General features: G+C 63.5%; 25 protein-coding genes and 1 tRNA gene. 16 read left to right on the top strand and 10 right to left on the bottom strand.

The features are described from left to right. Positions 1 to 5: 5 nt before the first annotated feature. A complete protein-coding gene (locus tag ACOZKU_RS13110) occupies positions 6 to 1688 on the top strand; it encodes an aconitase X (protein WP_421579251.1) in 1683 nt (560 codons plus the stop codon). 3 nt (positions 1689 to 1691) lie between these two features. On the opposite strand, the gene ACOZKU_RS13105 is transcribed toward ACOZKU_RS13110, so the two are convergent. Further along, a complete protein-coding gene (locus ACOZKU_RS13105; protein WP_421579250.1) occupies positions 1692 to 2861 on the bottom strand; it encodes a nucleotide sugar dehydrogenase in 1170 nt (389 codons plus the stop codon). 102 nt (positions 2862 to 2963) lie between these two features. Continuing rightward, positions 2964 to 3053 (bottom strand) — tRNA-Ser (locus ACOZKU_RS13100). 231 nt (positions 3054 to 3284) lie between these two features. On the opposite strand from ACOZKU_RS13100, the gene ACOZKU_RS13095 reads away from it, so the two are divergent. The 3 genes from ACOZKU_RS13095 to ACOZKU_RS13085 all read left to right on the top strand — a co-directional run bounded on the left by ACOZKU_RS13095 (position 3285) and on the right by ACOZKU_RS13085 (position 5522). Next, positions 3285 to 3602, top strand: coding sequence for a hypothetical protein (locus ACOZKU_RS13095; protein WP_314090852.1), 318 nt, complete (start codon positions 3285 to 3287; stop codon positions 3600 to 3602). A 46-nt stretch (positions 3603 to 3648) separates the two neighbouring features. Beyond that, entirely contained in the window at positions 3649 to 4299 is a 651-nt protein-coding gene (gene msrA / locus ACOZKU_RS13090; RefSeq protein ID WP_421579249.1) for a peptide-methionine (S)-S-oxide reductase MsrA, read from the top strand. Positions 4300 to 4529: 230 nt separating this feature from the next. Then, complete coding sequence (locus ACOZKU_RS13085) at positions 4530 to 5522, top strand: BMP family lipoprotein (protein WP_421579248.1); 993 nt, start codon at positions 4530 to 4532, stop codon at positions 5520 to 5522. Between the two features lie 92 nt (positions 5523 to 5614). On the opposite strand, the gene ACOZKU_RS13080 is transcribed toward ACOZKU_RS13085, so the two are convergent. Then, positions 5615 to 5830: a SlyX family protein gene (locus ACOZKU_RS13080; RefSeq protein WP_421579346.1), complete on the bottom strand. Its 216-nt coding sequence runs from the start codon at positions 5828 to 5830 to the stop codon at positions 5615 to 5617. Between the two features lie 165 nt (positions 5831 to 5995). Here ACOZKU_RS13080 and ACOZKU_RS13075 point away from each other — a divergent pair, with 165 nt between their 5' ends. Genes ACOZKU_RS13075 through deoA form a run of 7 tightly spaced genes read left to right on the top strand, consistent with a single transcriptional unit; the run spans position 5996 to position 12910 of the window. Beyond that, complete coding sequence (locus ACOZKU_RS13075; RefSeq protein WP_421579247.1) at positions 5996 to 7531, top strand: ABC transporter ATP-binding protein; 1536 nt, start codon at positions 5996 to 5998, stop codon at positions 7529 to 7531. Further along, entirely contained in the window at positions 7528 to 8661 is a 1134-nt protein-coding gene (locus ACOZKU_RS13070) for an ABC transporter permease (protein ID WP_421579246.1), read from the top strand. The genes ACOZKU_RS13075 and ACOZKU_RS13070 overlap by 4 nt, the downstream gene beginning before the upstream one ends. A 3-nt stretch (positions 8662 to 8664) precedes the next feature. Next, entirely contained in the window at positions 8665 to 9636 is a 972-nt protein-coding gene (locus ACOZKU_RS13065; RefSeq protein ID WP_421579245.1) for an ABC transporter permease, read from the top strand. A 1-nt stretch (position 9637) separates the two neighbouring features. After that, a complete protein-coding gene (locus ACOZKU_RS13060; RefSeq protein WP_421579244.1) occupies positions 9638 to 10030 on the top strand; it encodes a cytidine deaminase in 393 nt (130 codons plus the stop codon). Continuing rightward, complete coding sequence (locus ACOZKU_RS13055; protein ID WP_421579243.1) at positions 10027 to 10839, top strand: purine-nucleoside phosphorylase; 813 nt, start codon at positions 10027 to 10029, stop codon at positions 10837 to 10839. The genes ACOZKU_RS13060 and ACOZKU_RS13055 overlap by 4 nt, the downstream gene beginning before the upstream one ends. Continuing rightward, complete coding sequence (gene deoC, locus ACOZKU_RS13050) at positions 10832 to 11593, top strand: deoxyribose-phosphate aldolase (RefSeq protein WP_421579242.1); 762 nt, start codon at positions 10832 to 10834, stop codon at positions 11591 to 11593. The genes ACOZKU_RS13055 and deoC overlap by 8 nt, the downstream gene beginning before the upstream one ends. Before the next feature lie 3 nt (positions 11594 to 11596). Then, entirely contained in the window at positions 11597 to 12910 is a 1314-nt protein-coding gene (deoA, locus tag ACOZKU_RS13045) for a thymidine phosphorylase (protein ID WP_421579241.1), read from the top strand. Here deoA and ACOZKU_RS13040 read toward each other — a convergent pair. The 7 genes from ACOZKU_RS13040 to ACOZKU_RS13010 all read right to left on the bottom strand — a co-directional run bounded on the left by ACOZKU_RS13040 (position 12900) and on the right by ACOZKU_RS13010 (position 18309). Beyond that, positions 12900 to 13439: a TIGR02281 family clan AA aspartic protease gene (locus ACOZKU_RS13040; protein ID WP_421579240.1), complete on the bottom strand. Its 540-nt coding sequence runs from the start codon at positions 13437 to 13439 to the stop codon at positions 12900 to 12902. The genes deoA and ACOZKU_RS13040 overlap by 11 nt on opposite strands. Before the next feature lie 125 nt (positions 13440 to 13564). Continuing rightward, positions 13565 to 14194: a uracil phosphoribosyltransferase gene (gene upp, locus ACOZKU_RS13035; RefSeq protein ID WP_117367370.1), complete on the bottom strand. Its 630-nt coding sequence runs from the start codon at positions 14192 to 14194 to the stop codon at positions 13565 to 13567. 108 nt (positions 14195 to 14302) lie between these two features. After that, the gene (locus ACOZKU_RS13030) at positions 14303 to 15259 is read right to left on the bottom strand and encodes an adenosine deaminase (RefSeq protein ID WP_421579345.1); all 957 of its coding nucleotides are present in this window, start codon (positions 15257 to 15259) and stop codon (positions 14303 to 14305) included. 8 nt (positions 15260 to 15267) lie between these two features. Next, on the bottom strand, positions 15268 to 16497 hold the full coding sequence (locus tag ACOZKU_RS13025; RefSeq protein WP_421579239.1) for a phosphopentomutase: 1230 nt from the start codon (positions 16495 to 16497) through the stop codon (positions 15268 to 15270). 108 nt (positions 16498 to 16605) lie between these two features. Next, entirely contained in the window at positions 16606 to 17214 is a 609-nt protein-coding gene (locus ACOZKU_RS13020) for a TadE/TadG family type IV pilus assembly protein (RefSeq protein ID WP_421579238.1), read from the bottom strand. A 2-nt stretch (positions 17215 to 17216) separates the two neighbouring features. After that, on the bottom strand, positions 17217 to 17786 hold the full coding sequence (locus tag ACOZKU_RS13015; protein ID WP_421579237.1) for a TadE/TadG family type IV pilus assembly protein: 570 nt from the start codon (positions 17784 to 17786) through the stop codon (positions 17217 to 17219). A 178-nt stretch (positions 17787 to 17964) separates the two neighbouring features. Next, positions 17965 to 18309, bottom strand: coding sequence for a pilus assembly protein N-terminal domain-containing protein (locus tag ACOZKU_RS13010; RefSeq protein ID WP_421579344.1), 345 nt, complete (start codon positions 18307 to 18309; stop codon positions 17965 to 17967). 389 nt (positions 18310 to 18698) lie between these two features. On the opposite strand from ACOZKU_RS13010, the gene ACOZKU_RS13005 reads away from it, so the two are divergent. The 5 genes from ACOZKU_RS13005 (at position 18699) to ACOZKU_RS12985 (ending at position 22742) form a co-directional block, all read left to right on the top strand. Further along, the gene (locus ACOZKU_RS13005) at positions 18699 to 18875 is read left to right on the top strand and encodes a Flp family type IVb pilin (protein WP_421579236.1); all 177 of its coding nucleotides are present in this window, start codon (positions 18699 to 18701) and stop codon (positions 18873 to 18875) included. A gap of 107 nt (positions 18876 to 18982) precedes the next feature. Continuing rightward, positions 18983 to 19486 carry an A24 family peptidase gene (locus tag ACOZKU_RS13000; protein WP_421579235.1) on the top strand — a complete coding sequence of 168 codons (504 nt, stop codon included), beginning with the start codon at positions 18983 to 18985 and terminating at the stop codon, positions 19484 to 19486. Positions 19487 to 19679: 193 nt separating this feature from the next. Beyond that, positions 19680 to 20489, top strand: coding sequence for a Flp pilus assembly protein CpaB (gene cpaB / locus ACOZKU_RS12995; protein ID WP_421579234.1), 810 nt, complete (start codon positions 19680 to 19682; stop codon positions 20487 to 20489). Then, entirely contained in the window at positions 20473 to 22032 is a 1560-nt protein-coding gene (locus ACOZKU_RS12990; RefSeq protein WP_421579233.1) for a type II and III secretion system protein family protein, read from the top strand. Before cpaB ends, ACOZKU_RS12990 begins: the two co-directional genes overlap by 17 nt. A 59-nt stretch (positions 22033 to 22091) precedes the next feature. Then, positions 22092 to 22742 (top strand): CpaD family pilus assembly protein, encoded by a 651-nt coding sequence (locus tag ACOZKU_RS12985; RefSeq protein WP_314090914.1) that lies wholly within the window; start codon positions 22092 to 22094, stop codon positions 22740 to 22742. Positions 22743 to 22784 lie beyond the last annotated feature (42 nt).

The following is a 22784-nucleotide window of genomic DNA, read 5'->3' as shown; positions in this document are numbered from 1 at the left end:
ATCCCATGACAGCGCTCTCCGCCCGCAGCATTCTTGCCGGAACAGCCTCCGGTCCGATCATCGCCGCGGGCGAGGCGCTGAGCTTCTGGGGCGGCGTCGATCCGGCGACCGGCCGCGTCATCGACGTGCACCATCCGCTGCATGGCGTGACGATCACCGGCGGCATCCTGATGATGCCCTCCAGCCGAGGCTCCTGCACCGGCTCCGGCGTGCTGCTCGACCTGGCGCTGACCGGCCGCGCGCCGGCCGCGCTTGTTTTTAGCGAGGCGGAGGACGTTCTGACGCTCGGCGCGCTGATCGCCGCGGAAATGTTCGGCAAATCGCTGCCCGTTCTGCGCCTTTCGCATGAGGCCTATGACGCGCTCTGTCGCGCCAAGACGGCGACGATCAGCAACACAGCGATTGAAGCCGACGGCCTCGTCATCCCCGTCTCGCCGCCGGCCACATCGGCCCTCGAGCTTACCGAGAACGACCGCGCCATGCTCGACGGCCGGGACGGCATCGCCGTGCAGCTGGCATTGCGCATCACCGTTGCAATGGCGGCACAGCAGGGTGCCGAAAAGCTCATCGACGTGGTGCAGGGCCATATCGACGGCTGCATCTATGCCAGCCCCGCCAACCTGACCTTCGCGGAAAAGATGGCCGATATGGGCGCCAAGGTATGCGTGCCGACCACGATGAACGCCATCTCCGTCGACCACGCCAATTGGGAAAAGCAGGGCGTGCCGCACGATTTCGGCGACCCGGCAGCCCGCCTTGCCGATGCCTATGTGCGCATGGGCTGTCGTCCGACCTTCACCTGTTCGCCCTATCTGCTCGATAGCGCGCCCAAAACCGGCGAGGCGATCGCCTGGGCCGAATCCAACGCCGTGATCTTCGCCAACACGGTGCTCGGCGCCCGCACGGCCAAGCATCCCGACTTCCTCGATCTCTGCATCGCGCTGACCGGCCGTGCGCCGCTCTCCGGCGTCTATCTCGACGAACACCGCAAGGCCAGGCGCATAATCGACGTCGACCTGCCCGACAATATCGACGACGCGTTCTGGCCGATTGTCGGCTATCTCGCCGGCCGCGCGGCACCCGACCGCATCCCCCTGCTGCGCGGCCTTGCTGCCGCCAAACCCACGCGGGACGACCTCAAGGCGCTCTGCGCCGCCTTCGGCACCACCTCCGCCGCCCCCATGCTGCATATCGAAGGCGTGACGCCGGAAGCCGACGGCATCGCCGCCGAGAAGGCCGACCACATAACCATCACGCGAGCCGACATGATCGACGTCTGGACCATGTTCAACGACGGCCCCGCCGAGGTCGAGCTCGTCGCCATCGGCAGCCCGCATGCCTCGGCCTCCGAATGCCGTGCGCTGGCCGATGCGTTGGGCGACCGCAAGCGTCACCCTGACGTCACCGTCATCGTCACGGCCGGCCGCGACATCATGGCTCAATCCAGCGATGTCCTGACCCGGCTCAGGGCGAGCGGCGTTCAGGTCCTTCCGGATCTCTGCTGGTGTTCGATTTCCGAACCGGTCTTCCCGACGAAGACACGCGCGCTCATCACCAATTCCGGCAAATACGCCCACTACGGTCCGGGCCTCTCCGGCCGCACCGTGCGCTTCGGCAATCTTGCCGACTGCATCGAGGCGGCGCTCACCGGCCGCGTGCCGCCACGCCTGCCGGCTTGGCTGACTTGAGGTTCAGTCCCGCTCGAACACGTCGCGCGTGTAGACCTTGTCCCTGACGTCATCAAGTTCAGCGGAGAGGCGATTGGCGACAATGAGGTCGGCGCGCCGTTTGAAATCTTCGAGATCACGAACGATCTCCGAGCGGAAGAACGTGTCGTCCTCGAAATCCGGCTCATAGATGATGACCGGAATACCCTTGGCCTTGACGCGCTTCATGATGCCCTGGATGGAGGATTCGCGGAAATTGTCCGAATCCTTCTTCATCGCGAGCCGATAGATGCCTACCACGTCGGGATTTCGCGCGACGATATCGAGCGCCAGAAAATCCTTACGCGTCGTGTTGGCATCGACGATAGCCCGGATGAGGTTCTGCGGCACTTCGGAGAAATTGGACAGGAGCTGCTTGGTGTCCTTCGGCAGGCAATAGCCGCCATAACCGAAGGACGGGTTATTGTAGTGTTTGCCGATGCGCGGATCGAGCCCGACGCCTTCGATGATCTGGCGCGTGTCGATGCCATGCGTCATCGCATAGGAATCGAGTTCGTTGAAATAGGCGACGCGCATGGCGAGATAGGTGTTGGCGAACAGCTTGATCGCCTCCGCCTCGCCCGATCCGGTGAAGAGCAGAGGCACGTCATCCTTCACCGCGCCCTGCTGCAGGAGGCTCGCAAAGAGGCGTGCCTCCGGCGTATCCGCCCCCATGACGATGCGCGACGGATAGAGGTTGTCATGCAACGCCTTGCCTTCACGCAGGAATTCCGGCGAGAAGACGATACGCGCGTCACCACGCTCGTCGCGCAGCGCCTGGGTGTAGCCGACGGGGACGGTGGACTTGATGACGATCGTGGCATGCGGATTGAGCGCCCGCGCCGCGTCGATGACCGCCTCGACGCTTTTCGTATCGAAATAGTTGGATTGCGGATCGTAGTTGGTCGGCGTCGCCACCAGAATGAAATCCGCCCCGGAAAACGCCTCTTCCGCGTCCGTCGTCGCCTTCAACCGCAGCGGCTTCGTTGCAAGATAGTTTTCGATCTCGGCATCAACGATGGGCGAGAGCCGCCTGTTGACCGTCGCCACCTTCTCATCGGAGATATCGTAGGCGACGACATCATTGTGCTGGGAAAGCAGCACCGCATTGGAAAGCCCGACATAGCCGATACCGGCGACCGCAATCGTAACCATGAAAATCCCGCCGGCAAAGCCGCTGAAACAGATGCTAAAGGCCCGGCAAAGGCCGGCCCTCGTGAATTCCGCAAACAGTATGGAGCAAGGGTTACAAAAGGATGGCGGACAGAGAGGGATTCGAACCCTCGATAGAGTTTCCCCTATACACGCGTTCCAGGCGTGCGCCTTCAACCACTCGGCCACCTGTCCGTCCGCTCGCTGCCGGTGGTTAGTCCGGCGCGGGTCGCTTTCCTGTTTCCATTCCGGCGAGACGGCGCGATATATACCGAGGTTTGGCGCGCAATCAACCGCTTTCTGACAGTTTTTTGAAGGATATGCCGCATCGCGGCGAAGGATTGCGCAGAGCCGCGCGTCTTCCTATCTATAGGCAGCAATGAAGCGGAGCGGAATTCGGCTCCCCAGGGCACCGGGAGGGTGCGCATGATACGGTTCGTCCTCAAGGCCATCAGTCTTTTTTCCCTCGTCGTCGCGGTCATGGCCGGCACGATCGATGCGATCCAGTCGGTCTCTGCCTCCGAGCCGGTGCTGACCCCGCTCGCCGTCGCCTGGAGCACGGCAAGCCCGGATACGATCGCGCTCGTTGCCGACGGCATCATGCGTAAGTTCCCCTATGCCTGGGATCCGGCGGCGCTCTGGGTGCTGTCGCAGCCGGCTTTTGCCGTGCTGCTCGCCGTATCCTTGTTCTTCTGGGTGATCGCCTACCGGCGCCCGCCCATCGCGGGCCGCTTCACCGCCTAATACATCAACCGCCGCCATCCTGTGCGGCCCGGCCAGGAGGCCATCCATGTTCCTGATCGACATGTTCAACAAGAAGACCGTCATGCCCGCGCCGGACGCCGCCCTTCCCGGCCGCGACCAGCCGGTCCCGACGTCTGAAACCCATTTCGTGAACGGCAACCCGCTGAAAGGCCCGTACCCGCAAGGGTTCAAGACCGTGCTGCTCGGCATGGGCTGCTTCTGGGGCGCCGAGCGTCTCCTGTGGAAGATCCCCGGCGTCTTCGTGACGGCGGCCGGCTATTCCGGCGGCTTCACGCCCAACCCGACCTATCACGAGACGACGACGGGCCTGACCGGCCATACCGAAGTGGTGCTCGTCGTCTACGATCCCGTCAAGGTCACGCTCGAAGCGCTGTTGAAGGCCTTCTTCGAGGCGCATGACCCCACACAGGGCATGCGTCAGGGCAACGATATCGGCACGACCTATCGCTCGGCGATCTATCTCGACGACGAGGCCGACCTTGCGACGGCGCGGCGGGCGCGCGACGCCTATCAGGCGGCCTTGGACGCTGCCGGACGCACCGACCGCATCACGACGGAGATCGCCAAGGCGGGGCCCTTCTACTTCGCCGAGGACGTGCACCAGCAGTATCTCGCCAAGAATCCCGGCGGCTATTGCGGCCTGCGCGGCACGGGCGTGGCCTGCGCCATCGGCTGAAGAGGCTTGAAAATTCGGGCAAACCCACGCCGTCGCGAACAGGGTTTTATCTTCCTGTTGGCGGCGGCTCGTATTTTTTACCACTTGAAAAATTTCTGGTGAATTTTTCCCGGCGCCGTGCAAGGATGCCGCCAGCCTGACCCAAGGGAACGGGTCGGTGGCTCCGCCGCGCGCCCATCCAGCGCCGCGCGGAAGGTCCCTATAAGATCAATAGCGAACAGGGCTGCACAATGAAAAAAACCCTTCTCACCCTTCTTGCCACGGCCGCCATGTCGGCGACGGTTTTCGCCGCCGATATCAAGCCGGCGATCATCTATGACCTCGGCGGCAAGTTCGACAAGTCGTTCAACGAAGCAGCCTATAACGGCGCGGAAAAGTTCAAGACCGAGACCGGCATCGAGTACCGCGAATTCGAAATCGCCAACGACGCCCAGCGCGAACAGGCGCTGCGCCGCTTCGCCGGCGACGGCAACAACCCGATCGTGATGGCCGGCTTCTCCTGGGCAGCGCAGCTCGAGAAGATCGCCGCCGAATATCCCGACACCAAGTTCGCCATCATCGACATGGTCGTCGACAAGCCGAACGTCCGCTCGGTGGTCTTCAAGGAAGAGGAAGGCGGCTGGCTCGCCGGTATCCTTGCCGGCATGGCCTCCAAGTCGAAGACCGTCTCCTTCGTCGGCGGCATGGACATCCCGCTCATCCACAAGTTCGCCTGCGGCTACATCGGCGGCGTGAAGTCGCTTGGTGCCGACTATAAGGTACTCGAAGCCTATACGGGCACGACGCCGGACGCCTGGAACGACCCAGTCAAGGGCGGAGAAATCGCCAAGTCGCAGTTCGACCAGGGCTCGGACGTGGTCTACCACGCTGCCGGCGGCACGGGTGTCGGCGTTCTCCAGGCTGCGGCCGACGCCGGCAAGCTCGGCATCGGCGTCGATTCCAACCAGAACGGCCTGCATCCGGGCAAGGTCCTGACCTCGATGGTCAAGCGCGTCGACGTCGCCGTCTACGACGCGTTCATGACCGCCAAGGACGACGCATTCAAGCCCGGCATCAACGTGCTCGGCCTGAAGGAAAACGGCGTCGACGTCGCGATGGACGACAACAACGCACCGCTCATCACCCCGGAAATGAAGGCCGCCATCGACAAGGCGCGCGCCGACATCATCGCCGGCACGGTGAAGGTCCACGACTACATGACGGACGAGACCTGCCCCTACTAAGCGGCATCGACGGCCCGTTTGCGTAAAGCAGACGGGCCGATTCCGTTTTCGGGCTACCCCTTTGCCGAACGATCCGCTGCGGCGCTGCCCGCTCAGTAATGCGGCGGGCGGGTGATGGCCGGGGCTTCGCCGGCACCTTCTTCCAGCAAGAGAAACCGCTCCGTCAGCCGGTCGAGCTTCGTTCGGACCTGCTCGACCACACGCCATTGCTCGGCGAGCTGGTCGGAGAGTTCATCGATCGTAACGGCCTGATGGGCGACATGCTCTTCCAGGCGGGCAATGCGCTCGGCGTCGGTCTCGTCAGGCAGATCGGTCATGGCTGTCCTCGTCGCTTCGTGCGGCAGGCCCGACCTATAGCGGGGGAGCTCTCGGCCCGCAATCGGGCTGGACAAGTGCTGCGGAAGCAACAAGACTACAACCGGCAGGCCGAAAAACGGCCCGTCGGCCCTAAATCCCCGTAAGAGTGGATCGTCATGAGCGAACTGGCAATCGAACTGAAGGGCATCGACAAGAGCTTCGGCCTCGTCCACGCCAACCGAAACATCAACCTGAAGGTCCGCAAAGGCACCATCCACGGTATCATCGGCGAAAACGGCGCCGGCAAATCCACCCTCATGTCGATCCTCTACGGCTTCTATCAGGCCGACCACGGCGACATCCTGATCAACGGGCAAAAGGTCAATATCCGCGATCCCAATGCGGCGATCGCCGCCGGCATCGGCATGGTGCACCAGCACTTCATGCTGGTCGAAAATTTTACCGTGCTTGAGAACATCATGCTCGGCGCAGAGGAAAGCCAGATTCTGAACGCCGGCATCACCAAGGCGCGTGCCGAGCTGAAGCGGCTCGAGAAGGAATATGCGCTGGAGGTCGATCCGGACGCCGTGATCGAGGAACTGCCGGTCGGTATCCAGCAGCGTGTCGAAATCCTGAAAGCGCTCTACCGCAAGGCCGATATCCTCATTCTCGACGAGCCGACGGGCGTTTTGACGCCGGCCGAGGCCGATCACCTATTCCGCATTCTCGGCCAGCTGAAGGACCAGGGAAAAACCGTTCTGCTCATCACCCACAAGCTGCGCGAGATCATGGCGATCACCGACGAGGTCTCCGTCATGCGCCGCGGCGAGATGGTGGCGACGCGCACGACCAGGGAGACTTCGGTCGAGGAGCTGGCCGAGTTGATGGTCGGTCGCCGTGTTCTGCTGCGTGTCGAAAAGGGCGAGGCCAAGCCCGCCGACGTCAAGCTTTCGGTCAAGAACCTGACCGTGCGCGACAGCCGTGGCGTGACCATGGTGGACGACGTGTCCTTCGACCTCAGGGCCGGCGAGATCGTCGGCATTGCCGGCGTGGCCGGCAACGGCCAGTCTGAACTTTTGGAAGCGATTTCCGGCATCCGCCGCGCCAAGTCCGGCACCGTGCTGCTCAACGGTCGCCCCGTCGACGTGACCGGCAATGCCGACCCGGCGGAGCTGCGCAAATGTGGGCTCGCCCATGTGCCCGAAGACCGCCATCACGTCGGCCTCGTGCTGAAATTCGAGGAAAGCGAAAACGCCATCCTCGGCTATCACGATGATCCGAAATACCGGAAGGGTTTGACCCTCGATGTCAACGCCATCCGGGCCGAGGCCGAGGAGAAGATCGCAGCCTATGACATTCGCCCGCCGAACCCGCGGCTGAAGACCGCCAATTTCTCCGGCGGCAACCAGCAGAAGATCGTCCTGGCCCGCGAGATGGAGCGAAACCCGGATGTGTTGATCATCGGCCAGCCGACGCGCGGCGTCGATGTCGGCGCCATCGAATTCATCCACCGGCGCATCATCGAGATGCGTGATCAGGGCAAGGCCGTGCTGCTGGTCTCCGTCGAGCTCGACGAAATCCGCGCGCTCTCCGACCGTATTCTCGTGATGTTTGCCGGCCGCGTCGTCGGCGAGCGCGCCCCGGATGCCACCGAAGGTGAACTTGGTCTGCTGATGGCCGGTGTGGAAGGTCCGAAGGAGACCGCGGAATGAGTGTTCCCTATGCAAAACTGCCGGCCTGGGCCGAATATGGCCTGATCCCGCTCGTCAACCTCGCCGTCGCCTTCCTGATTTCCGGCCTCGTCGTGCTGGTCGTCGGCGAAAGCCCGCTGGAGGCCGCCTATCACATGATCAACGGCGCCTTCGGCCGGGGCGAATATATCGGATTCACGCTCTACTACACGACGACCTTCATCTTCACCGGCCTTGCGGTCGCCGTCGCCTTCCATGCCGGTCTGTTCAACATCGGCGGCGAAGGCCAGGCCTATGTCGGCGGCATCGGCGTGGCGCTCGCCTGCCTTGCGCTCGACCGCACGCTGCCCTGGTATCTCGTCTTCCCGATCGCCATCCTGGGTGCGGCCTTCTTCGGCGCGCTCTGGGCGATGATACCCGGCTGGCTGCAGGCCAAGCGCGGCAGCCATATCGTCATCACGACGATCATGTTCAACTTCATCGCCGCCAGCCTGATGAACTACCTGCTCAACAAGGTGTTCAAGCCGCTCGGCTCGATGTCGCTGGAAACCCGCACCTTCGATGCCGGCGGTCAGTTGCCGAAGCTCGACTGGCTGATGTCGATCTTCGGCCTTTCGGTCGGCAATGCGCCGTTCAACATCTCCTTCCTGCTCGCGCTCCTCGCCGCCTTCGGCGTCTGGGTGCTGATATGGCGCACCAGGCTCGGCTACGAGATGCGCACGATGGGCCACAGCCCCGCCGCCGCGCGCTATGCCGGCATCAAGGAAGCCAAAATCATCGTCATCACCATGATGATCTCGGGCGCTCTCGCCGGCATGATGGCGCTGAACCCGATCATGGGCGAGCAATTCCGCATGCAGCTCGAATTCGTGCAGGGCGCGGGCTTCGTCGGCATCGCCGTGGCGCTGATGGGCCGCTCGCATCCGGCCGGCATCATTCCCGCCGCACTGCTCTTCGGCATGCTTTATCAGGGCGGAGCGGAAATCTCCTTCGAGATGCCCTCCATCTCGCGCGACATGATCGTCATCATCCAGGGTCTGGTGATCCTCTTTGCCGGCGCGCTCGAACACATGTTCCGCCCCGCCATCACCCGTCTCGTCATGGGCCTTTCGCCGAAGACGCGCGACGTCGCGGCCACCAAGGGAGCCTGATGCATGGATTTCTTTCAGGTCTTCATCGAACTTGCGCAATCGACCGTCCGCGTCTCGACCCCGCTGATCCTCGCCGCCCTTGCCGGCCTGTTCACCGAACGCGCCGGCGTCTTCGACATCGGGCTGGAGGGCAAGATGCTCGGCGCGGCCTTCGCCGCCGGCTGCGTCGCCTACATCACCCAGTCGGTCACCATGGGCCTGCTGGCGGCGATCCTCGTCTCCGTGCTGCTTTCGCTGGTGCACGGTTATGCCTCGATCACCCAGCGCGGCAGCCAGATCGTCTCGGGCGTCGCCATCAACTTCGTCGTCGCCGGCTCGACCGTCATTCTCGGCGAGGCCTGGTTCAAGCAGGGCGGCCGCACGCCGGCCCTTTCCGAAGACGGCCGCTTCGGCACGGTCCACCTGCCCTTTGCCGATGCCGTTCGGGACATACCGATCCTCGGTCCGATCTATTCCGGCCTGCTGTCGGGCCATTCGCCGCTGACCTATCTCGCCTTCCTGATGGTGCCGGCGAGCTGGTGGATCCTCTACCGCACGCGCTTTGGTCTTCGGCTGCGCGCCGTCGGTGAAAATCCGGGTGCGGTCGATACGGCCGGCATCTCGGTCATCTGGCTGCGCTACCGCGCCGTCATCTGCTGCGGCATTCTCTGCGGCATTGCCGGCGCCTATCTCTCGCTTTCGGCCGGCGCCGGCTTCACCAAGGGCATGACGGCGGGCAAGGGCTATATCGCGCTCGCCGCCCTCATCTTCGCCAAGTGGCGGCCGAAGAACATCCTCTTCGCCTGCCTGCTCTTCGGCTTCCTCGATGCCTTCGCCATCCGCTATCAGGGCTTCGCCTTCCCGCTGATCGGCAAGGTGCCGGTACAGTTGATGCAGGCGCTGCCCTATATCCTCACCGTGATCCTGCTTGCGGGCTTCATCGGCAAGGCCATTCCGCCGAAGGCCGGCGGCGTGCCCTATGTCAAGGAACGATAACATGTCCCACGACCTCTTCGAGGCGGCCCGCGCGGCCATGGCCTTCGCGCATGTGCCCTATTCCCACTTTCCCGTCGGCGCGGCCATCCGCGCCGAGGACGGCAAGATCTATACCGGCGCCAATATCGAGAACGTGTCCTTCCCGCAGGGCTGGTGTGCCGAGCCGACCGCGATCAGCCACATGATCATGGCCGGCAACAGGAAGATCGTCGAAATGGCCGTGATCGCCGAAAAACTGCCGCTCTGCTCGCCCTGCGGCGGCTGCCGACAGAAGATCGCCGAATTCGCCACGGCGCAGACCCCGGTCTATCTCTGCGACGAGACGGGCGTGAAGAAGACCATGACCATGGACGCGCTTTTGCCGCACAGTTTTACCACGGATATTCTCGGATGAGCGTTCAGACCACGGACTTCCTGATCTCGCGCCTTGCCGGTGTGCTGCCGCGCTACGGCATCGTGCTCGGTTCCGGCCTGGGCTCCCTGGTGGAGGCCGTGCAGAACCCGTTGCGCATTCCCTATGCCGACTTGCCGAGTTTTCCCGTCAGTTCCGTCTCGGGCCATGCCGGCGAACTCGTCATCGGCTATCTCGGCGCGGTGCCCGTCATCATGCTGTCCGGCCGCGTGCATTACTACGAAAGCGGCGATGCGAACGCCATGCGCGCGCCGATCGAGGTGCTGAAGGGGCTTGGCGTGACCTCGCTGATCCTCACCAATTCGGCCGGCTCGCTGCGCGAGGACATGCCGCCCGGCTCGGTGATGCGCATTTCCGACCACATCAATTTCTCCGGCACCAATCCGCTTGTTGGCCTCGACAGCGACGACCGCTTCGTCGGCATGACCAACGCCTATGACGCGGATCTTGCCGCGCGCATGGAAGCGGCTGCGAAGAAGCTGGAGATCCCGCTGTCGTCCGGCGTCTATATGTGGTTCTCCGGCCCGAGCTTCGAGACGCCGGCGGAAATCCGCATGGCACGCGTCTTCGGCGCGGATGCCGTGGGCATGTCGACCGTGCCGGAGGTATTGATCGCCCGCCATCTCGGCCTGAAGGTCGCGGCCGCCTCGGTCATCACCAATTTCGGCGCCGGCATGACGGGCGGCGAACTCAGCCATCACGAAACCAAGGACATGGCCCCGATCGGCGGAAAGCGGCTCGCCGCCATCCTCGCCGAGATGATCGCGGGCGGAGGCAACGACCATGCTTAAGGACACCGCGCGAAAGGCGCTCTCGCTGCTCGACCTGACCGACCTCACCGACACCTGCGACGCGGCGGCCATCGAAAAGCTCTGCGCGCAGGCGCAGACCCCGTTCGGCACGACGGCCGCCATCTGCATCTGGCCGCGTTTCGTCGCGCAGGCGCGCGGCATTCTCGGCAAGGGCCATGCGGTGAAGATCGCAACCGTCGTCAACTTCCCCGCCGGCGATCTTGCCGTTGAAGAAGTGATTGCCGAAACGAAACAGGCAATCGCCGACGGCGCCGACGAGATCGACCTCGTCATCCCCTACCGCGATTTCATCACCGGCGATGAAGCGGCGGTGACGGAGATGGTCGAAGCCGTAAAGGCCGTCTGCACGCCGCCGGTGCGTCTCAAGACCATTCTGGAAACCGGCGAACTGAAGGACCCCGCGCTGATCCGCGAGGCCTCGGACCTTGCGATTGCCGCCGGCGCCGACTTCATCAAGACCTCGACCGGCAAGGTTGCCGTCAACGCCACGCTGCCGGCCTCCGAGATCATGTTGAATGCCATCAAGTCCAGCGGCAGGCCTGTCGGTTTCAAGCCGGCCGGCGGGGTGCGCACGGTGGGCGACGCCGCCGACTATCTCGCGCTGGCCGCGAAGATCCTCGGCGAGGGCTGGGCGACGCCGCAGACCTTCCGCTTCGGCGCCTCGGGCCTGCTCGGCGACATCCTCTCCGTGCTCGGCGACCAGGCCGCGCCGTCGGCGCCCGCGAGCTACTGAACGATGCTGCCGCAGGAGACGATCCTTCGCAAGCGCAGCGGCGAGCCCCTCACTCGTGATGAGATCGCCCGCTTCATCGCCGGCGTGACGGATGGCAGCGTTTCCGAAGGCCAGGTGGCGGCCCTTGCCATGGCCATCTGGTTCAACGGCATGGCGCGCGACGAGACGGTGGCGCTGACGCTTGCCATGCGCGATTCCGGCGATGTGCTCGACTGGTCGGATATCGACCGGCCGATCGCCGACAAACATTCGACCGGCGGCGTGGGCGACAATGTCTCGCTGATGCTGGCACCGATCGCGGCGGCCTGCGGCCTTGCCGTACCGATGATTTCGGGCCGTGGGCTTGGCCACACCGGCGGCACGCTGGACAAGCTGGAATCCATCCCCGGCTATACGATCATGCCCTCGGCCGACCTCTTTCGCCGCACGGTCAAAAATGTCGGCTGCGCGATCATCGGCCAGACCACCGCACTCGCTCCCGCAGACAAGCGCATCTATGCGATCCGCGACGTGACGGCGACGGTCGATTCCGTGCCGCTGATCACCGCCTCCATTCTCTCCAAGAAACTCGCCGCCGGTCTGCAATCGCTGGTGCTGGATGTGAAGGTCGGCAACGGCGCCTTCATGACGGATACGGCGGAGGCCGAGACACTCGCCCGCTCGCTGGTCGAGGTGGCGAATGGCGGGGGCGTGACGACCTCGGCCCTCATCACCGACATGAACCAGCCGCTGGCCGATGCCGCCGGAAACGCCGTCGAGATCGCCAATTGCATCGCCTTCCTGAAGGGCGAGAAGGCCGGCACGCGGCTGGAACACGTCGTGCTCGCTTTCGCCGCGGAGATGCTGGTGCTGTCGGGCCTTGAGCCGAACAGGCCGGCTGCCGAAAAACAGGCGGCAAAGGCCCTTTCCAGCGGCGCGGCCGCAGAGGTTTTCGGGCGCATGGTGCACGCGCTCGGCGGTCCCGCCGATATCGTCGAGAGATCGGAAACCTATCTGCAACCGGCACCAGTCATCCGGCCCGTCCTCGCAAAACAGGCCGGCTATCTCAGCGCCTGCGACACGCGCGGCGTCGGCCTTGCCGTCATCGCGCTGGGCGGCGGGCGCAGCCGGCCGGACGACGCAATCGACCACCGCGTGGGCTTCGACCGACTTCTGCCGCTGGGCACGAAGGTGGAAAAGGGCGACGAGATCGGCCGCGTACATGCCGCCAATGCCGAGGACGCGTCGCGGGCGGCCGAACGGCTTGCGGCACTTAACACGATTGCGCCGGAGGCCCCTGCGCTGTCGCCGGATATCCTGGCGCGGATCAGCGCGTGAGGTGCAGGCGGCCGTCCTCGACCTTGTAAGAGGCGAGGCCTTTCAGGAAGCTCATGCCGATCAGCGTGCCCGAAAGGGCCTTGTCGTCCATCACCATGGCGCCGACATTCTCGACCCTGATCGGCCCGATCTCAACCTTATCGAGCTTGACATAGGCCGCGCGCGCCCGCCCGTTCGCCGTGTCCACGGCGTAGCGGAAATTGAGGTTGGCCTTGTCGATGCCGAGCCGCTGAGCGGTCGTGACATTGAGCGCGATCATGCTGGCGCCCGTATCCACGAGGCCCTCTTCCTTGCGGCCGTTGATGGAGAACAGGCCGGTAAAATGGCCGTTGGCATCGGCGTCGATCACGGCGCTGCGATTGCCGGTGTAGCGCGCGGCATCCTGGCCTGCCGGCACGGACGCCTTCTCGACCGTCGCTTCCGGCGTCTTGCTGTTCGTTCCCTCGAGATAACGGGTCGCAACGCCGGGCACGACGGTGGCCGCGACGACAACGGAGCCGACGAGAAAAACGAGGCTGCGAACAAACATGGACAAGTCTCCGGAAGGATCTGTCCCGAAATAACACGCTTGCGGCTAACGGACGGCAAAAGGGGCGCTCGATGGCGCCCCTCTCCACGATCTTCGATTGGTGTGGTGAACAGCCGGTTAACGGCTCACTTCGTGCCGTACATACGGTCGCCGGCATCGCCGAGGCCCGGCACGATATAACCCTTCTCGTTGAGCTGGCGATCGATGGAGGCCGTATAAACAGGCACGTCGGGATGGTGGGCGCGGAAACTCTTGATGCCCTCGGGGGCGGCGAGCAGGCAGAGGAAGCGGATATTCGTCGCGCCGCGACTCTTCAGCGTATCGATTGCGGCAATTGCCGAATTGCCGGTCGCCAGCATCGGATCGACGACGATGACGAGGCGTTCGTCGATGCTGTCGGGCGCCTTGAAGAAATATTCGACCGCTTCCAGCGTCTCGTGATCGCGGTAGACGCCGATATGGGAGACGCGAGCCGACGGCACCAGCTCCAGCATGCCTTCGAGCAGGCCGTTGCCGGCGCGCAGGATCGAGGCGAAGACCAGCTTCTTGCCCTCGAGAACCGGCGCGTCGATCTCCTCGAGCGGCGTCTTGATGCGCGCGGTCGTCAGCTCCAGATCGCGCGTGACCTCGTAGCAGAGCAGCGTCGAGATTTCACGCAGCAGGCGGCGGAAACTGCCAGTGGACGTCTCCTCCTTGCGCATGATGGTCAGCTTGTGCTGCACGAGCGGGTGATTGATGACTGTAACGCCGTCCATGGCCAACCTTCCGAAAGTAAGTAAGTGCGTACTTCTTCCACGGAACGGCCGGGACCTGCAAGAGAAGACAGCCGACCGCGGGCAACATCCCCACAGCCGGCTCGTCTCCTAGAGCTTGGCCAGCAGCTTTTGCCGCGTCGGCTCGTCGACGAAAGCCGCCTCGATGGCCGTGCGCGTCATGCCGAGGATGTCGGCGTCGCTGAAGCCCATCACGGTCGAGGCAACCTCATATTCGCGGGCAAGCGACGTGTGGAAGAACGGCGGGTCGTCGGAATTGAGCGTGACACGCACACCGGCTGAATGGAGAGCGCGCAGCGGATGGCTCTCGAAATCCTTGAAGACGCCAAGTGCCACATTCGAGCCGGGGCAGACTTCCAGCACCGTGCCCTCATCCGCCAGACGCTTCACGAGATCTGCATCCTCGATGGCACGAACGCCGTGGCTGATGCGCGACGGCCTGATGTGATCCAGCGCATCGCGTACGCTGAACGCGCCCGACAATTCGCCGGCATGGATGGTGATACCGAGGCCGGCATCGCGGGCGATGTCGAAGGCGCGGGTGAAATCGGCGACGCGGTGCAGGCGCTCCTCGCCGGCGAGGTTGAAGCCGGTGATCAGCGGATGCGGCCGCCGTGCGGCATATTCGGCCGCCTTCACCACCCGCTCGGGGCCGAAATGGCGGATGCCGACGACGAGAAGACGCGTCTCGATGCCGGTTTTCACCTTGGCGCGTTCGGCACCCTCGGCCAGCCCGCGCATGTAGGCATCCGCGCCGATGCCCACGGCATCGCCCTGATCGGGCGAGGCGATCAGCTCGCTATAGATGGCGCCGGCCTCGGCGATCTCGGTCAGATAGGTCTCGGCGAGCAGCGCATAATCCTCCTCCGTGCGGAAGAGGTTGGCCGTCGCGTCGTAGCTCTGCACGAAGCTCGTGAGATCTTGCCAGGAATAGGCGCCGTCCTCGATGAAGGCGGAGGTGTCGATGCCGTAGCGTTTTGCCTGGGCGACGGCGAGTGCGGGCGGGGTGGCGCCTTCGATATGGCAGTGCAGCTCGGCCTTGGGCATGGATCTGGTCACAAAAAGCTCCTTCCGTGCGGGCCGGGCGCGATGGCGAGATGGCGGGCAACGGTTTCGCCGATATCTGCGAAGGTCGTGCGGGTTTCGATGAGGCGCGAGCGCAGACCCGGCCCGAAACTCAGGATCGGTACGCGCTCGCGCGTGTGGTCCGTGCCACGCCAGGTCGGATCGCAACCGTGATCGGCGGTGAGGATGACGATGTCGCCCGGCTTCAGCTTGCGGTCCACTTCCGGCAGGCGCCGGTCGAAGGCTTCCAGTGCTGCGGCGTAGCCGGCGACATCGCGGCGATGGCCGTAGAGCATGTCGAAATCGACGAAATTGGTGAAGACGAGATCGCCATCCTTGGCCTCGTCCATCACGGCGAGCGTCGCATCGAACAGCGCCATGTTGCCGTTCGCCTTGGTTAGCGTGCCGATGCCCTGGTGGGCGAAGATGTCACCGATCTTGCCGACGGCATGCACCGTGCGGCCGGCCTCCGTCAGCCGGTCGAGCAGGGTCGGCTCCGGGGGCAAAACGGAATAGTCGCGCCGGTTGCCGGTGCGCTCGAAGGTCTCGGGCGTCTCGCCGATGAAGGGCCGCGCGATGACGCGGCCGATGCGCCCGCCCGGCCGCTCATCGAGGATCTTGCGCACGGCCTCGCAGAAGGAAAGCAGCCGGTCGAGGCCGAACGTGCCTTCATGCGCGGCGATCTGGAAAACGCTGTCGGAGGAGGTGTAGCAGATCGGCTTGCCGCTGCGCCGATGCTCCTGCCCGTGCCGGGAGATGATATCCGTGCCCGAGGCATGGCAATTGCCGAGGATGCCGGGCACGTTGCCGGCCGCGCAGATCGCCTCCACCAGTTCGGGTTCGAAAGCGTCGCCCTCCGACGGGAAATAACCCCAATCGAAAGTAACGGGCGTGCCGGCGATCTCCCAATGGCCCGACGGCGTGTCCTTGCCGTTCGAGACCTCGCTCGCCGCACCGTGATAGCCGAAGACGCGCGGCGGCACGTCCATGCCCTCGGGAAAGCGGCCGGTCGCCGCGCGAGCGGCGTGCAGCAGGCCGAGCGCCGACATGTTGGGCAGCTTCAGCGGGCCTTGCCTGAGGCCGGGCCTGTCGGCGACGCCGGCGGCGCAGAATTCGGCGATATGGCCAAGCGTGTCGGCACCGAGATCGCCGAAGGCCGCCGCATCCGGTCCACCGCCGATGCCGAAACTGTCGAGAACGAAGAGAAAGGCTCGCGCCATCAATCACCTGCCGTCTGTCCGCATCCCCTCGCGGGGCGATGGGAATGAACCGCCAGACATGGCACGGGCGGCAAGACGGGTTCAAGAAAAATCGCGAAAGCGCGCGCCTCAGCAATCGCTGCAGGTGATCTTATCGCCGGTCCGCTGACGGAAGTAGCTCGTCTTGGAAAGATTGATTTTGTTGAAGGAAGAGGCAAGGCTGGGCATCATCGAGAGCAGCGTATAGGGTACGACGAGTTCCGTGCGCACGATGAAAGTGCTCCTGGCTTCCAGCGTCGAAGGCAGCGTGACAACGAGGCCAGGCGCATAGGGCTGCTGCGCATTCTGATCCCGCGACCAGGCGACCGTCGCTTTACCGTCCGCCGCAATAGCAATGCCGGTGATCTTCAGCGAATAACCGTCCTCGGAGAAGGGTGCGATCACGGTCTTCGTGACCGTCTTCATCGTGTCGAGCGTCGCCTTGTTTGTGCTCTGGCTCTGCGTGAGAAGGTCGGACACCGTCGCAGAGGCGCGGTTGACCTTGCGCGACATCGTCACGGCAACGGAAATCTCGAAGGAGCAGACATAGAACATGATCAGCAGCGGAGCGGCGATCGCAAACTCGATGGCGCCGACACCGCGGCGATCCATGATAAAGCGGCGAAATTGGCAAATCACGCCCCCCTTGACCGGCCGCTCGTTGCGGATGACATCCCTGCTCGTGACCAGGCTTTCCATCTCTAGTAAGCCTCGTTCTGGATCACGACGTTCGCGACCATCAGGTAGTTCTGCCGCGAACCGTCCGCCGACTTGATGTTCGAGAGAAAGGGACGGACGAGGTCCGTGACGATATCCCACCGATAATAGGCTCTGACGATGTTGATCGACTTGCTGCCGCCGGGCGCGAACTTGAAATCGTTGATGTTCAGATCCGTACCGCTATGCGGGATCGTTTTCGGGATGTCCGTGAATTTCGCGAAGGTGCGCACGTCGAGATAGAGTTTGTCCGGCGTCTTCAGCTCATTGGCCGAGCAAGGCATCAGGAGTGCGATCTCGTCGCAGAAAAGCTTTCGAAACTGAACCGGGGTCTTATCCGTGTTGATCTTGCCGAGGTTAAAGGTGATCTCGCCGGTGCGGATCTTGCGCGCCATCGTCTCCGTGGCATTGGCGAGGAGCTGCTCGGCCGAGAAGGCAATGAACGTCTCGATCGAGGCAATGACAATCAGGAAGAACGGCAGACTGAGCAACGCGAATTCGATCGCCGTCGCACCGTCGCGCCGAACGAGGAAGCGACGGAGCAGGCCTTTCATCGACCGCCGTCGAGTGTCTGTCGTATGATCGAATATCATCGCGATCCATTCCCATATGCTGGATGGCCCACATGCTGGATGGAAGGAGACTAGACCGTCGACCGTTTATTTTTCGTATGTATGCATATGAAGAATTGAAGGGTTTCCCGCTTCTGGCCAACCGAAGCGGCCCACCCCGTCACCCGCCCGTCTGGTCGCTGCTGGCATGCTCTTCGCAATTGGGCGTGCAGGAAAGGACGGAGCGCTCCGTCTGGCGGAAGACGCGCACGGTGTTGCCTTCGTCGATCGACACCAGAATCCGTTCATCGACGATCGCATTGCCGTCGGCGTCGAGCAGAACGATGTTAGTGGTGCCGAAGCTGCGGCCCGTCAGCACGATCGTCCTGGCATCGGCCACCGTCGCATCCGCCACCTTGGCATTGCCGACGATCACCTTGCTGACCGGGCGATCCAGGCGAAGTACCCGCGCATGATCCATGTAGACGCGCATGAAGGGCTCCTCCGCGACAGCCGTACCAGCCATCGGCAGCACAATGCAGGCGCCCGTCACAAGCCATGTGGCCCTCGCGGCAAAGTTCCAGTCGCGTCCCATAATCACTCATCCCGGCAAGAATACCAGGACAGCATCGCCGGGAATGGTGAATGAAGACTTAAGGCAAGACACCGTATTTCAATCTGCGGGAGCCGCAGGATGACACACTGTCCCGAGGCAGGCCTTTCAAATTAGGCAGAATACGCGTGTAAGGAGATTAACACTTTTGACACCCTATTTCCGGGAGCCGAAGATATAGGAAAAATTAACTGACTTCCTTAAGTCGATAGCAATCGCCCGACGCTAGGTTGCAGTCATCCGAACAACGGAAACAGTTGGCGGACGTGCTGAACCAACACTCGTGGAGCTAGGAGAATACCATGACCAAGATTTTTGCTCGCCTTATGAAGGACGAATCTGGCGCAACCGCCATCGAATACGGCCTGATCGCAGCCCTGATCTCCGTCGCCCTCATCGGCGGCGCAACCGCCCTCGGTAGTGGCCTGAACGCCCAGTTCAACTTCCTGAACGAGCGGCTGACGGAATCCCAGAACTAAGATCCGTTCGGGACGTTTCGAAACGGAAGCCGCCATCCTCGGAGGGCGGCTTCTTCATTCCAGGATTTCACCGGTCGCAGCCAGACCGACTGGCAGGAGGACGTCGCGTGACCCAGGCTCTGATCTTCGTGATCTTTCCGTTCTGTCTTGCAGTCGCAGCATTTTCCGACCTGTTCACGATGACCATTCCCAACCGGGTCTCGGCCATTCTGCTTGGCGCCTTCCTCCTCGCCGCGCCGCTCGCCGGCCTAGGCCCGTCGGCTATCGCGATGCATCTCGGTGCCGGCCTGCTCATCTTTTCGGTCGGCTTTGCGCTCTTCGCGCTCAATGTCATGGGTGGAGGCGACGTGAAGGTTCTGTCGGCAAGCGCCGTCTGGTTCGGCCTTAACGCATCGCTTCTCCAATACATCGTTCTGGTGTCGTTCTTCGGCGGACTTTTGACCGTGGCCATTGTGATGCTCAGGGGAAAAAGCACTCAGATTTACGCTGCGGGCCTGCCCGTGCCGACACATGTCCTATCCGGCAATAAGGTGCCTTACGGCATCGCGATCGGTGCTGCGGCCTTTGCCGCCTACCCCTCTTCGCCGCTGATGCTTGCCGCTCTCGGCTGACGGTCGTTCCTTAAAAAGAACATGTATTGACCGGGATGGCCTTGCCTCCCGGTTTCTCTTTGGGCTGCGGCAGCATTACTGCCCGCCCATTAGCCTGGCGTTAACCATACCCGTAAGGCGCTTATTAACCATAATTATACCATTGCCGGTCAATGTGGGTGGATAGAAGTGTCCGCAGCCCCAGGGAATCCATATGAGACCGGCGCGAATCATCATTCTGGCAGTGGCCGTCGTCTCCGCCGGCGTCGCGGGGTTGCTTGCGCTGCAGGTCGCCCGCGGCGGCAAGACGACCATCGTCCAGGGCGATCCCGTCATCGAGCGAGAACCGACCATAAACGTGCTTGTCGCACGCGAAAGCCTGCCGGTCGGCTCGCGCCTCAAGCCCGATTCGCTCAGCTGGGTGGCTTGGCCGCAGGGCTCCGTCGTCGAAGGCTTCATAACCGATCAGAACCGGCCGGATGCGATGGAAAGCCTCGACGGCGCCATCGCCCGCATGCCGATCTTCGACGGGGAACCGATCCGCCAGGAAAAGATCGCGGATTCGAGCAACCGCATCATGTCCTCGTTGCTGCCCGCCGGCAAACGGGCAGTCGCCACCGAAATCTCCGTTGCGACGGGCGCCGGCGGCTTCATCCTGCCGAACGACCGCGTCGACGTGATCATGGTGCGTAAGGCCGACACGGGCTCGTTCCTCACGGAGACCGTGCTGTCGAACGTGCGCGTGCTCGCTATCGACCAGCAGATCCAGGAAAACCCCGATGGCTCGAAATCGGCCGTCGGCACCACCGCCACGCTGGAACTGACGCCGGACCAGACCAAGGTGATCACCGTCGCCCAGCAGATGGCCGAGCGGCTGCAGCTGGCCCTGCGCAGCATTGCCGATGCCCAGGAGCCCGACACGATCGCCGCCGACTACCTGCTTTCCGGCGGTGACGGCGTGCCGCTCGTCACGGTGATCAAGAGCGGCGAAATCGTCAACGGCACGAATGCCGCCAAGCAGTGACCAGGAGCTGACCGTGTTTGGACTCGCTAAGACTTTTCGAGCTTCTGTCGCCGGCGGGCTGAGCGTCTGCCTCGCCTTGTCCGGCTTTCCGCTCGCCCCCGTCGCGACCGCAGAGGCGGCGACCGCCTCGGTCATCCGCATCAGCGAGAGCGGTCCCGGCGCCCGCAAGGCCGTCAAGCTCGGCCTCAACAAGGCGATCGTGGTGGACCTGCCGTCGGACGCGCATGACATTCTGGTCGCAGACCCGATCAAGGCGGATGCCGTGACGCGCAGTTCACGCCGCATCTATCTGTTCGGCAAGGAAGTCGGCCAGACCAATATCTTCATCTTCGGGCCTGGTGGCGAGGAGATCGTCAGCATAGACCTGACCGTCGAACGCGACATCGACGGTTTGCAGGCGAACCTGCGCCGCTTCATCCCGGATTCCGATATCCAGGTCGAGATCATCTCCGACAACATCGTGCTGAACGGCACGGTGCGCACGCCGCAGGATGCCGCTCAGGCGACGCGGCTCGCCGAAATCTTCCTGAAGGGCGGCGAGGCGACGACACGCAACATCACGGCGCAGGGCAACAACGGCGATGCCGCGATCTTCGGCGAAGACCGCCAGCGCTCCCAGGTCGTCAACATGCTGAAGATCGACGGCGAAGACCAGGTCACCCTGAAGGTGACGGTTGCGGAAGTCAGCCGGCAGGTGCTCAAGCAGCTCGGCTTCAATGGCTCCGTGCAGGGCTCGTCGGGCGGCATTTCCTTCCGCAATCCGACCAATCTCGGCGGCGCCGCCGACTGGGTGTCCAACGGCGCCCTGACCGGCAGCGTCGGCGGGCTCAACCTCGCAAGCTATGTCAGCGCGATGGAACAGGCCGGCGTCATGCGCACGCTGGCCGAACCGAGCCTCACCGCCATCTCCGGCGAAGAGGCCAAGTTCTATGTCGGCGGCGACTTCCGTATCCCGACGGAACAGGAAATTGCCAAGGACGACAACAATGACACCACGGTCAAACGTACCATCGATGAAGTCGAATACGGTATCCGTTTGAATTTCCGGCCGGTCGTCCTTTCACCGGGGCGGATCAGCCTGCGCGTTCAGACGGAAGTGTCGGAACCGACCTTCGAGGGATCGGCGACCTGGGGCGGCACCAGCACCATTCCCGGCATGACGGTCCTCGGCATCCGCCGGCGCGAGGCGACGACCAGCGTCGAACTGCCGTCCGGTGGCTCCATCGTGATCGCCGGCCTCGTCAAGGACGATATCCGCCAGGCGATGTCGGGCCTGCCGGGCCTGTCGAAGATCCCGATCTTCGGCACACTGTTCCGCTCAAAGGACTTCGTGCGCAACGAGACGGAAATGGTGATCATCGCCACGCCCTATCTCGTGCGGCCGGTCGCGCGCACCGCACTGTCGCGCCCCGACGACAATTTCAACGCGACCAACGACGCTGCGAGCTTCTTCCTCGGCAGGGTGAACAAGGTCTACGGCCGCAAGGAAGATGCGATGCCGGCGGGCAGTTACCACGGCTCCATCGGCTTCATCTACAAATGACGGACAGATCCATGAGCGACACGATTCAGAACCTCCGTCCTTCCGCAAGGAGCCGTCCGATGCGCATCGCGTTCGCCGCCACCCTCGTTCTGTCAGCCGCCGCCCTCTCCAGCTGCGGCACGAAGCCGGACCGCAACGCCACCGGCTCGATCCCGGACGATTACCGCACGCGCCACCCGATCGTGCTGACCGAGGACGCCCAGACGCTGGACATCCCGATCGCTACCGGCGACCGGTCGCTGACGACGGGTGTTCGCGACAACATCCGCGGCTTTGCTTCTGATCATGCCGCGAAATCGCGCAGCGCCGTGCAGATCATGCTGCCGCGCGGCTCGGCCAATGCGGCCACGGCCGACCATATGCGCAAGCAAATCCGCGCGACCCTGATTGCGGCCGGCGTCAAGCCCGACATGCTGATCGAGACGGCCTATGACGCCGCCGCCTACGGCCCGAACGCGCCGATCCGGCTTGCCTTCTTCGCCATCACCGCAAAGGCCGGTCCCTGCGGCGAATGGCCGGAAGATCTCGTCGAAAACACGATGGAAAACAAGAACTACCACAATTTCGGCTGCGCGACGCAGGCCAATCTCGCCGCGCAGGTCGCCAATCCGATGGATCTCGTCCAGCCGCGCGGCATGAGTGCGATCGACGCCGAGCAACGCAACGTGGTGATCCAGGACTATCGCAAGAACGGCCAGCCGGATTTCTGACGGCAGGCACGCGAAACCACTCCCACCGGTCCGCCGGATACC

Origin of the sequence: Shinella sp. M31, from assembly GCF_049199205.1 — a bacterium.
Classification (GTDB): Bacteria; Pseudomonadota; Alphaproteobacteria; order Rhizobiales; family Rhizobiaceae; genus Shinella.
This window is presented reverse-complemented; position numbering and strand designations above follow the sequence as displayed.

What these genes read in the sequence shown, in the direction of transcription:
- ACOZKU_RS13110 (WP_421579251.1), top strand. Translation starts at nt 6, where the DNA reads ATGACAGCGCTCTCCGCCCGCAGCATTCTTGCCGGAACAGCCTCCGGT.
- ACOZKU_RS13105 (WP_421579250.1), bottom strand. Translation starts at nt 2,861, where the DNA reads ATGGTTACGATTGCGGTCGCCGGTATCGGCTATGTCGGGCTTTCCAAT.
- ACOZKU_RS13095 (WP_314090852.1), top strand. Translation starts at nt 3,285, where the DNA reads ATGATACGGTTCGTCCTCAAGGCCATCAGTCTTTTTTCCCTCGTCGTC.
- msrA (WP_421579249.1), top strand. Translation starts at nt 3,649, where the DNA reads ATGTTCCTGATCGACATGTTCAACAAGAAGACCGTCATGCCCGCGCCG.
- ACOZKU_RS13085 (WP_421579248.1), top strand. Translation starts at nt 4,530, where the DNA reads ATGAAAAAAACCCTTCTCACCCTTCTTGCCACGGCCGCCATGTCGGCG.
- ACOZKU_RS13075 (WP_421579247.1), top strand. Translation starts at nt 5,996, where the DNA reads ATGAGCGAACTGGCAATCGAACTGAAGGGCATCGACAAGAGCTTCGGC.
- ACOZKU_RS13070 (WP_421579246.1), top strand. Translation starts at nt 7,528, where the DNA reads ATGAGTGTTCCCTATGCAAAACTGCCGGCCTGGGCCGAATATGGCCTG.
- ACOZKU_RS13065 (WP_421579245.1), top strand. Translation starts at nt 8,665, where the DNA reads ATGGATTTCTTTCAGGTCTTCATCGAACTTGCGCAATCGACCGTCCGC.
- ACOZKU_RS13060 (WP_421579244.1), top strand. Translation starts at nt 9,638, where the DNA reads ATGTCCCACGACCTCTTCGAGGCGGCCCGCGCGGCCATGGCCTTCGCG.
- ACOZKU_RS13055 (WP_421579243.1), top strand. Translation starts at nt 10,027, where the DNA reads ATGAGCGTTCAGACCACGGACTTCCTGATCTCGCGCCTTGCCGGTGTG.
- deoC (WP_421579242.1), top strand. Translation starts at nt 10,832, where the DNA reads ATGCTTAAGGACACCGCGCGAAAGGCGCTCTCGCTGCTCGACCTGACC.
- deoA (WP_421579241.1), top strand. Translation starts at nt 11,597, where the DNA reads ATGCTGCCGCAGGAGACGATCCTTCGCAAGCGCAGCGGCGAGCCCCTC.
- ACOZKU_RS13040 (WP_421579240.1), bottom strand. Translation starts at nt 13,439, where the DNA reads ATGTTTGTTCGCAGCCTCGTTTTTCTCGTCGGCTCCGTTGTCGTCGCG.
- upp (WP_117367370.1), bottom strand. Translation starts at nt 14,194, where the DNA reads ATGGACGGCGTTACAGTCATCAATCACCCGCTCGTGCAGCACAAGCTG.
- ACOZKU_RS13030 (WP_421579345.1), bottom strand. Translation starts at nt 15,259, where the DNA reads ATGCCCAAGGCCGAGCTGCACTGCCATATCGAAGGCGCCACCCCGCCC.
- ACOZKU_RS13025 (WP_421579239.1), bottom strand. Translation starts at nt 16,497, where the DNA reads ATGGCGCGAGCCTTTCTCTTCGTTCTCGACAGTTTCGGCATCGGCGGT.
- ACOZKU_RS13020 (WP_421579238.1), bottom strand. Translation starts at nt 17,214, where the DNA reads ATGGAAAGCCTGGTCACGAGCAGGGATGTCATCCGCAACGAGCGGCCG.
- ACOZKU_RS13015 (WP_421579237.1), bottom strand. Translation starts at nt 17,786, where the DNA reads ATGAAAGGCCTGCTCCGTCGCTTCCTCGTTCGGCGCGACGGTGCGACG.
- ACOZKU_RS13010 (WP_421579344.1), bottom strand. Translation starts at nt 18,309, where the DNA reads ATGGCTGGTACGGCTGTCGCGGAGGAGCCCTTCATGCGCGTCTACATG.
- ACOZKU_RS13005 (WP_421579236.1), top strand. Translation starts at nt 18,699, where the DNA reads ATGACCAAGATTTTTGCTCGCCTTATGAAGGACGAATCTGGCGCAACC.
- cpaB (WP_421579234.1), top strand. Translation starts at nt 19,680, where the DNA reads ATGAGACCGGCGCGAATCATCATTCTGGCAGTGGCCGTCGTCTCCGCC.
- ACOZKU_RS12990 (WP_421579233.1), top strand. Translation starts at nt 20,473, where the DNA reads ATGCCGCCAAGCAGTGACCAGGAGCTGACCGTGTTTGGACTCGCTAAG.
- ACOZKU_RS12985 (WP_314090914.1), top strand. Translation starts at nt 22,092, where the DNA reads ATGCGCATCGCGTTCGCCGCCACCCTCGTTCTGTCAGCCGCCGCCCTC.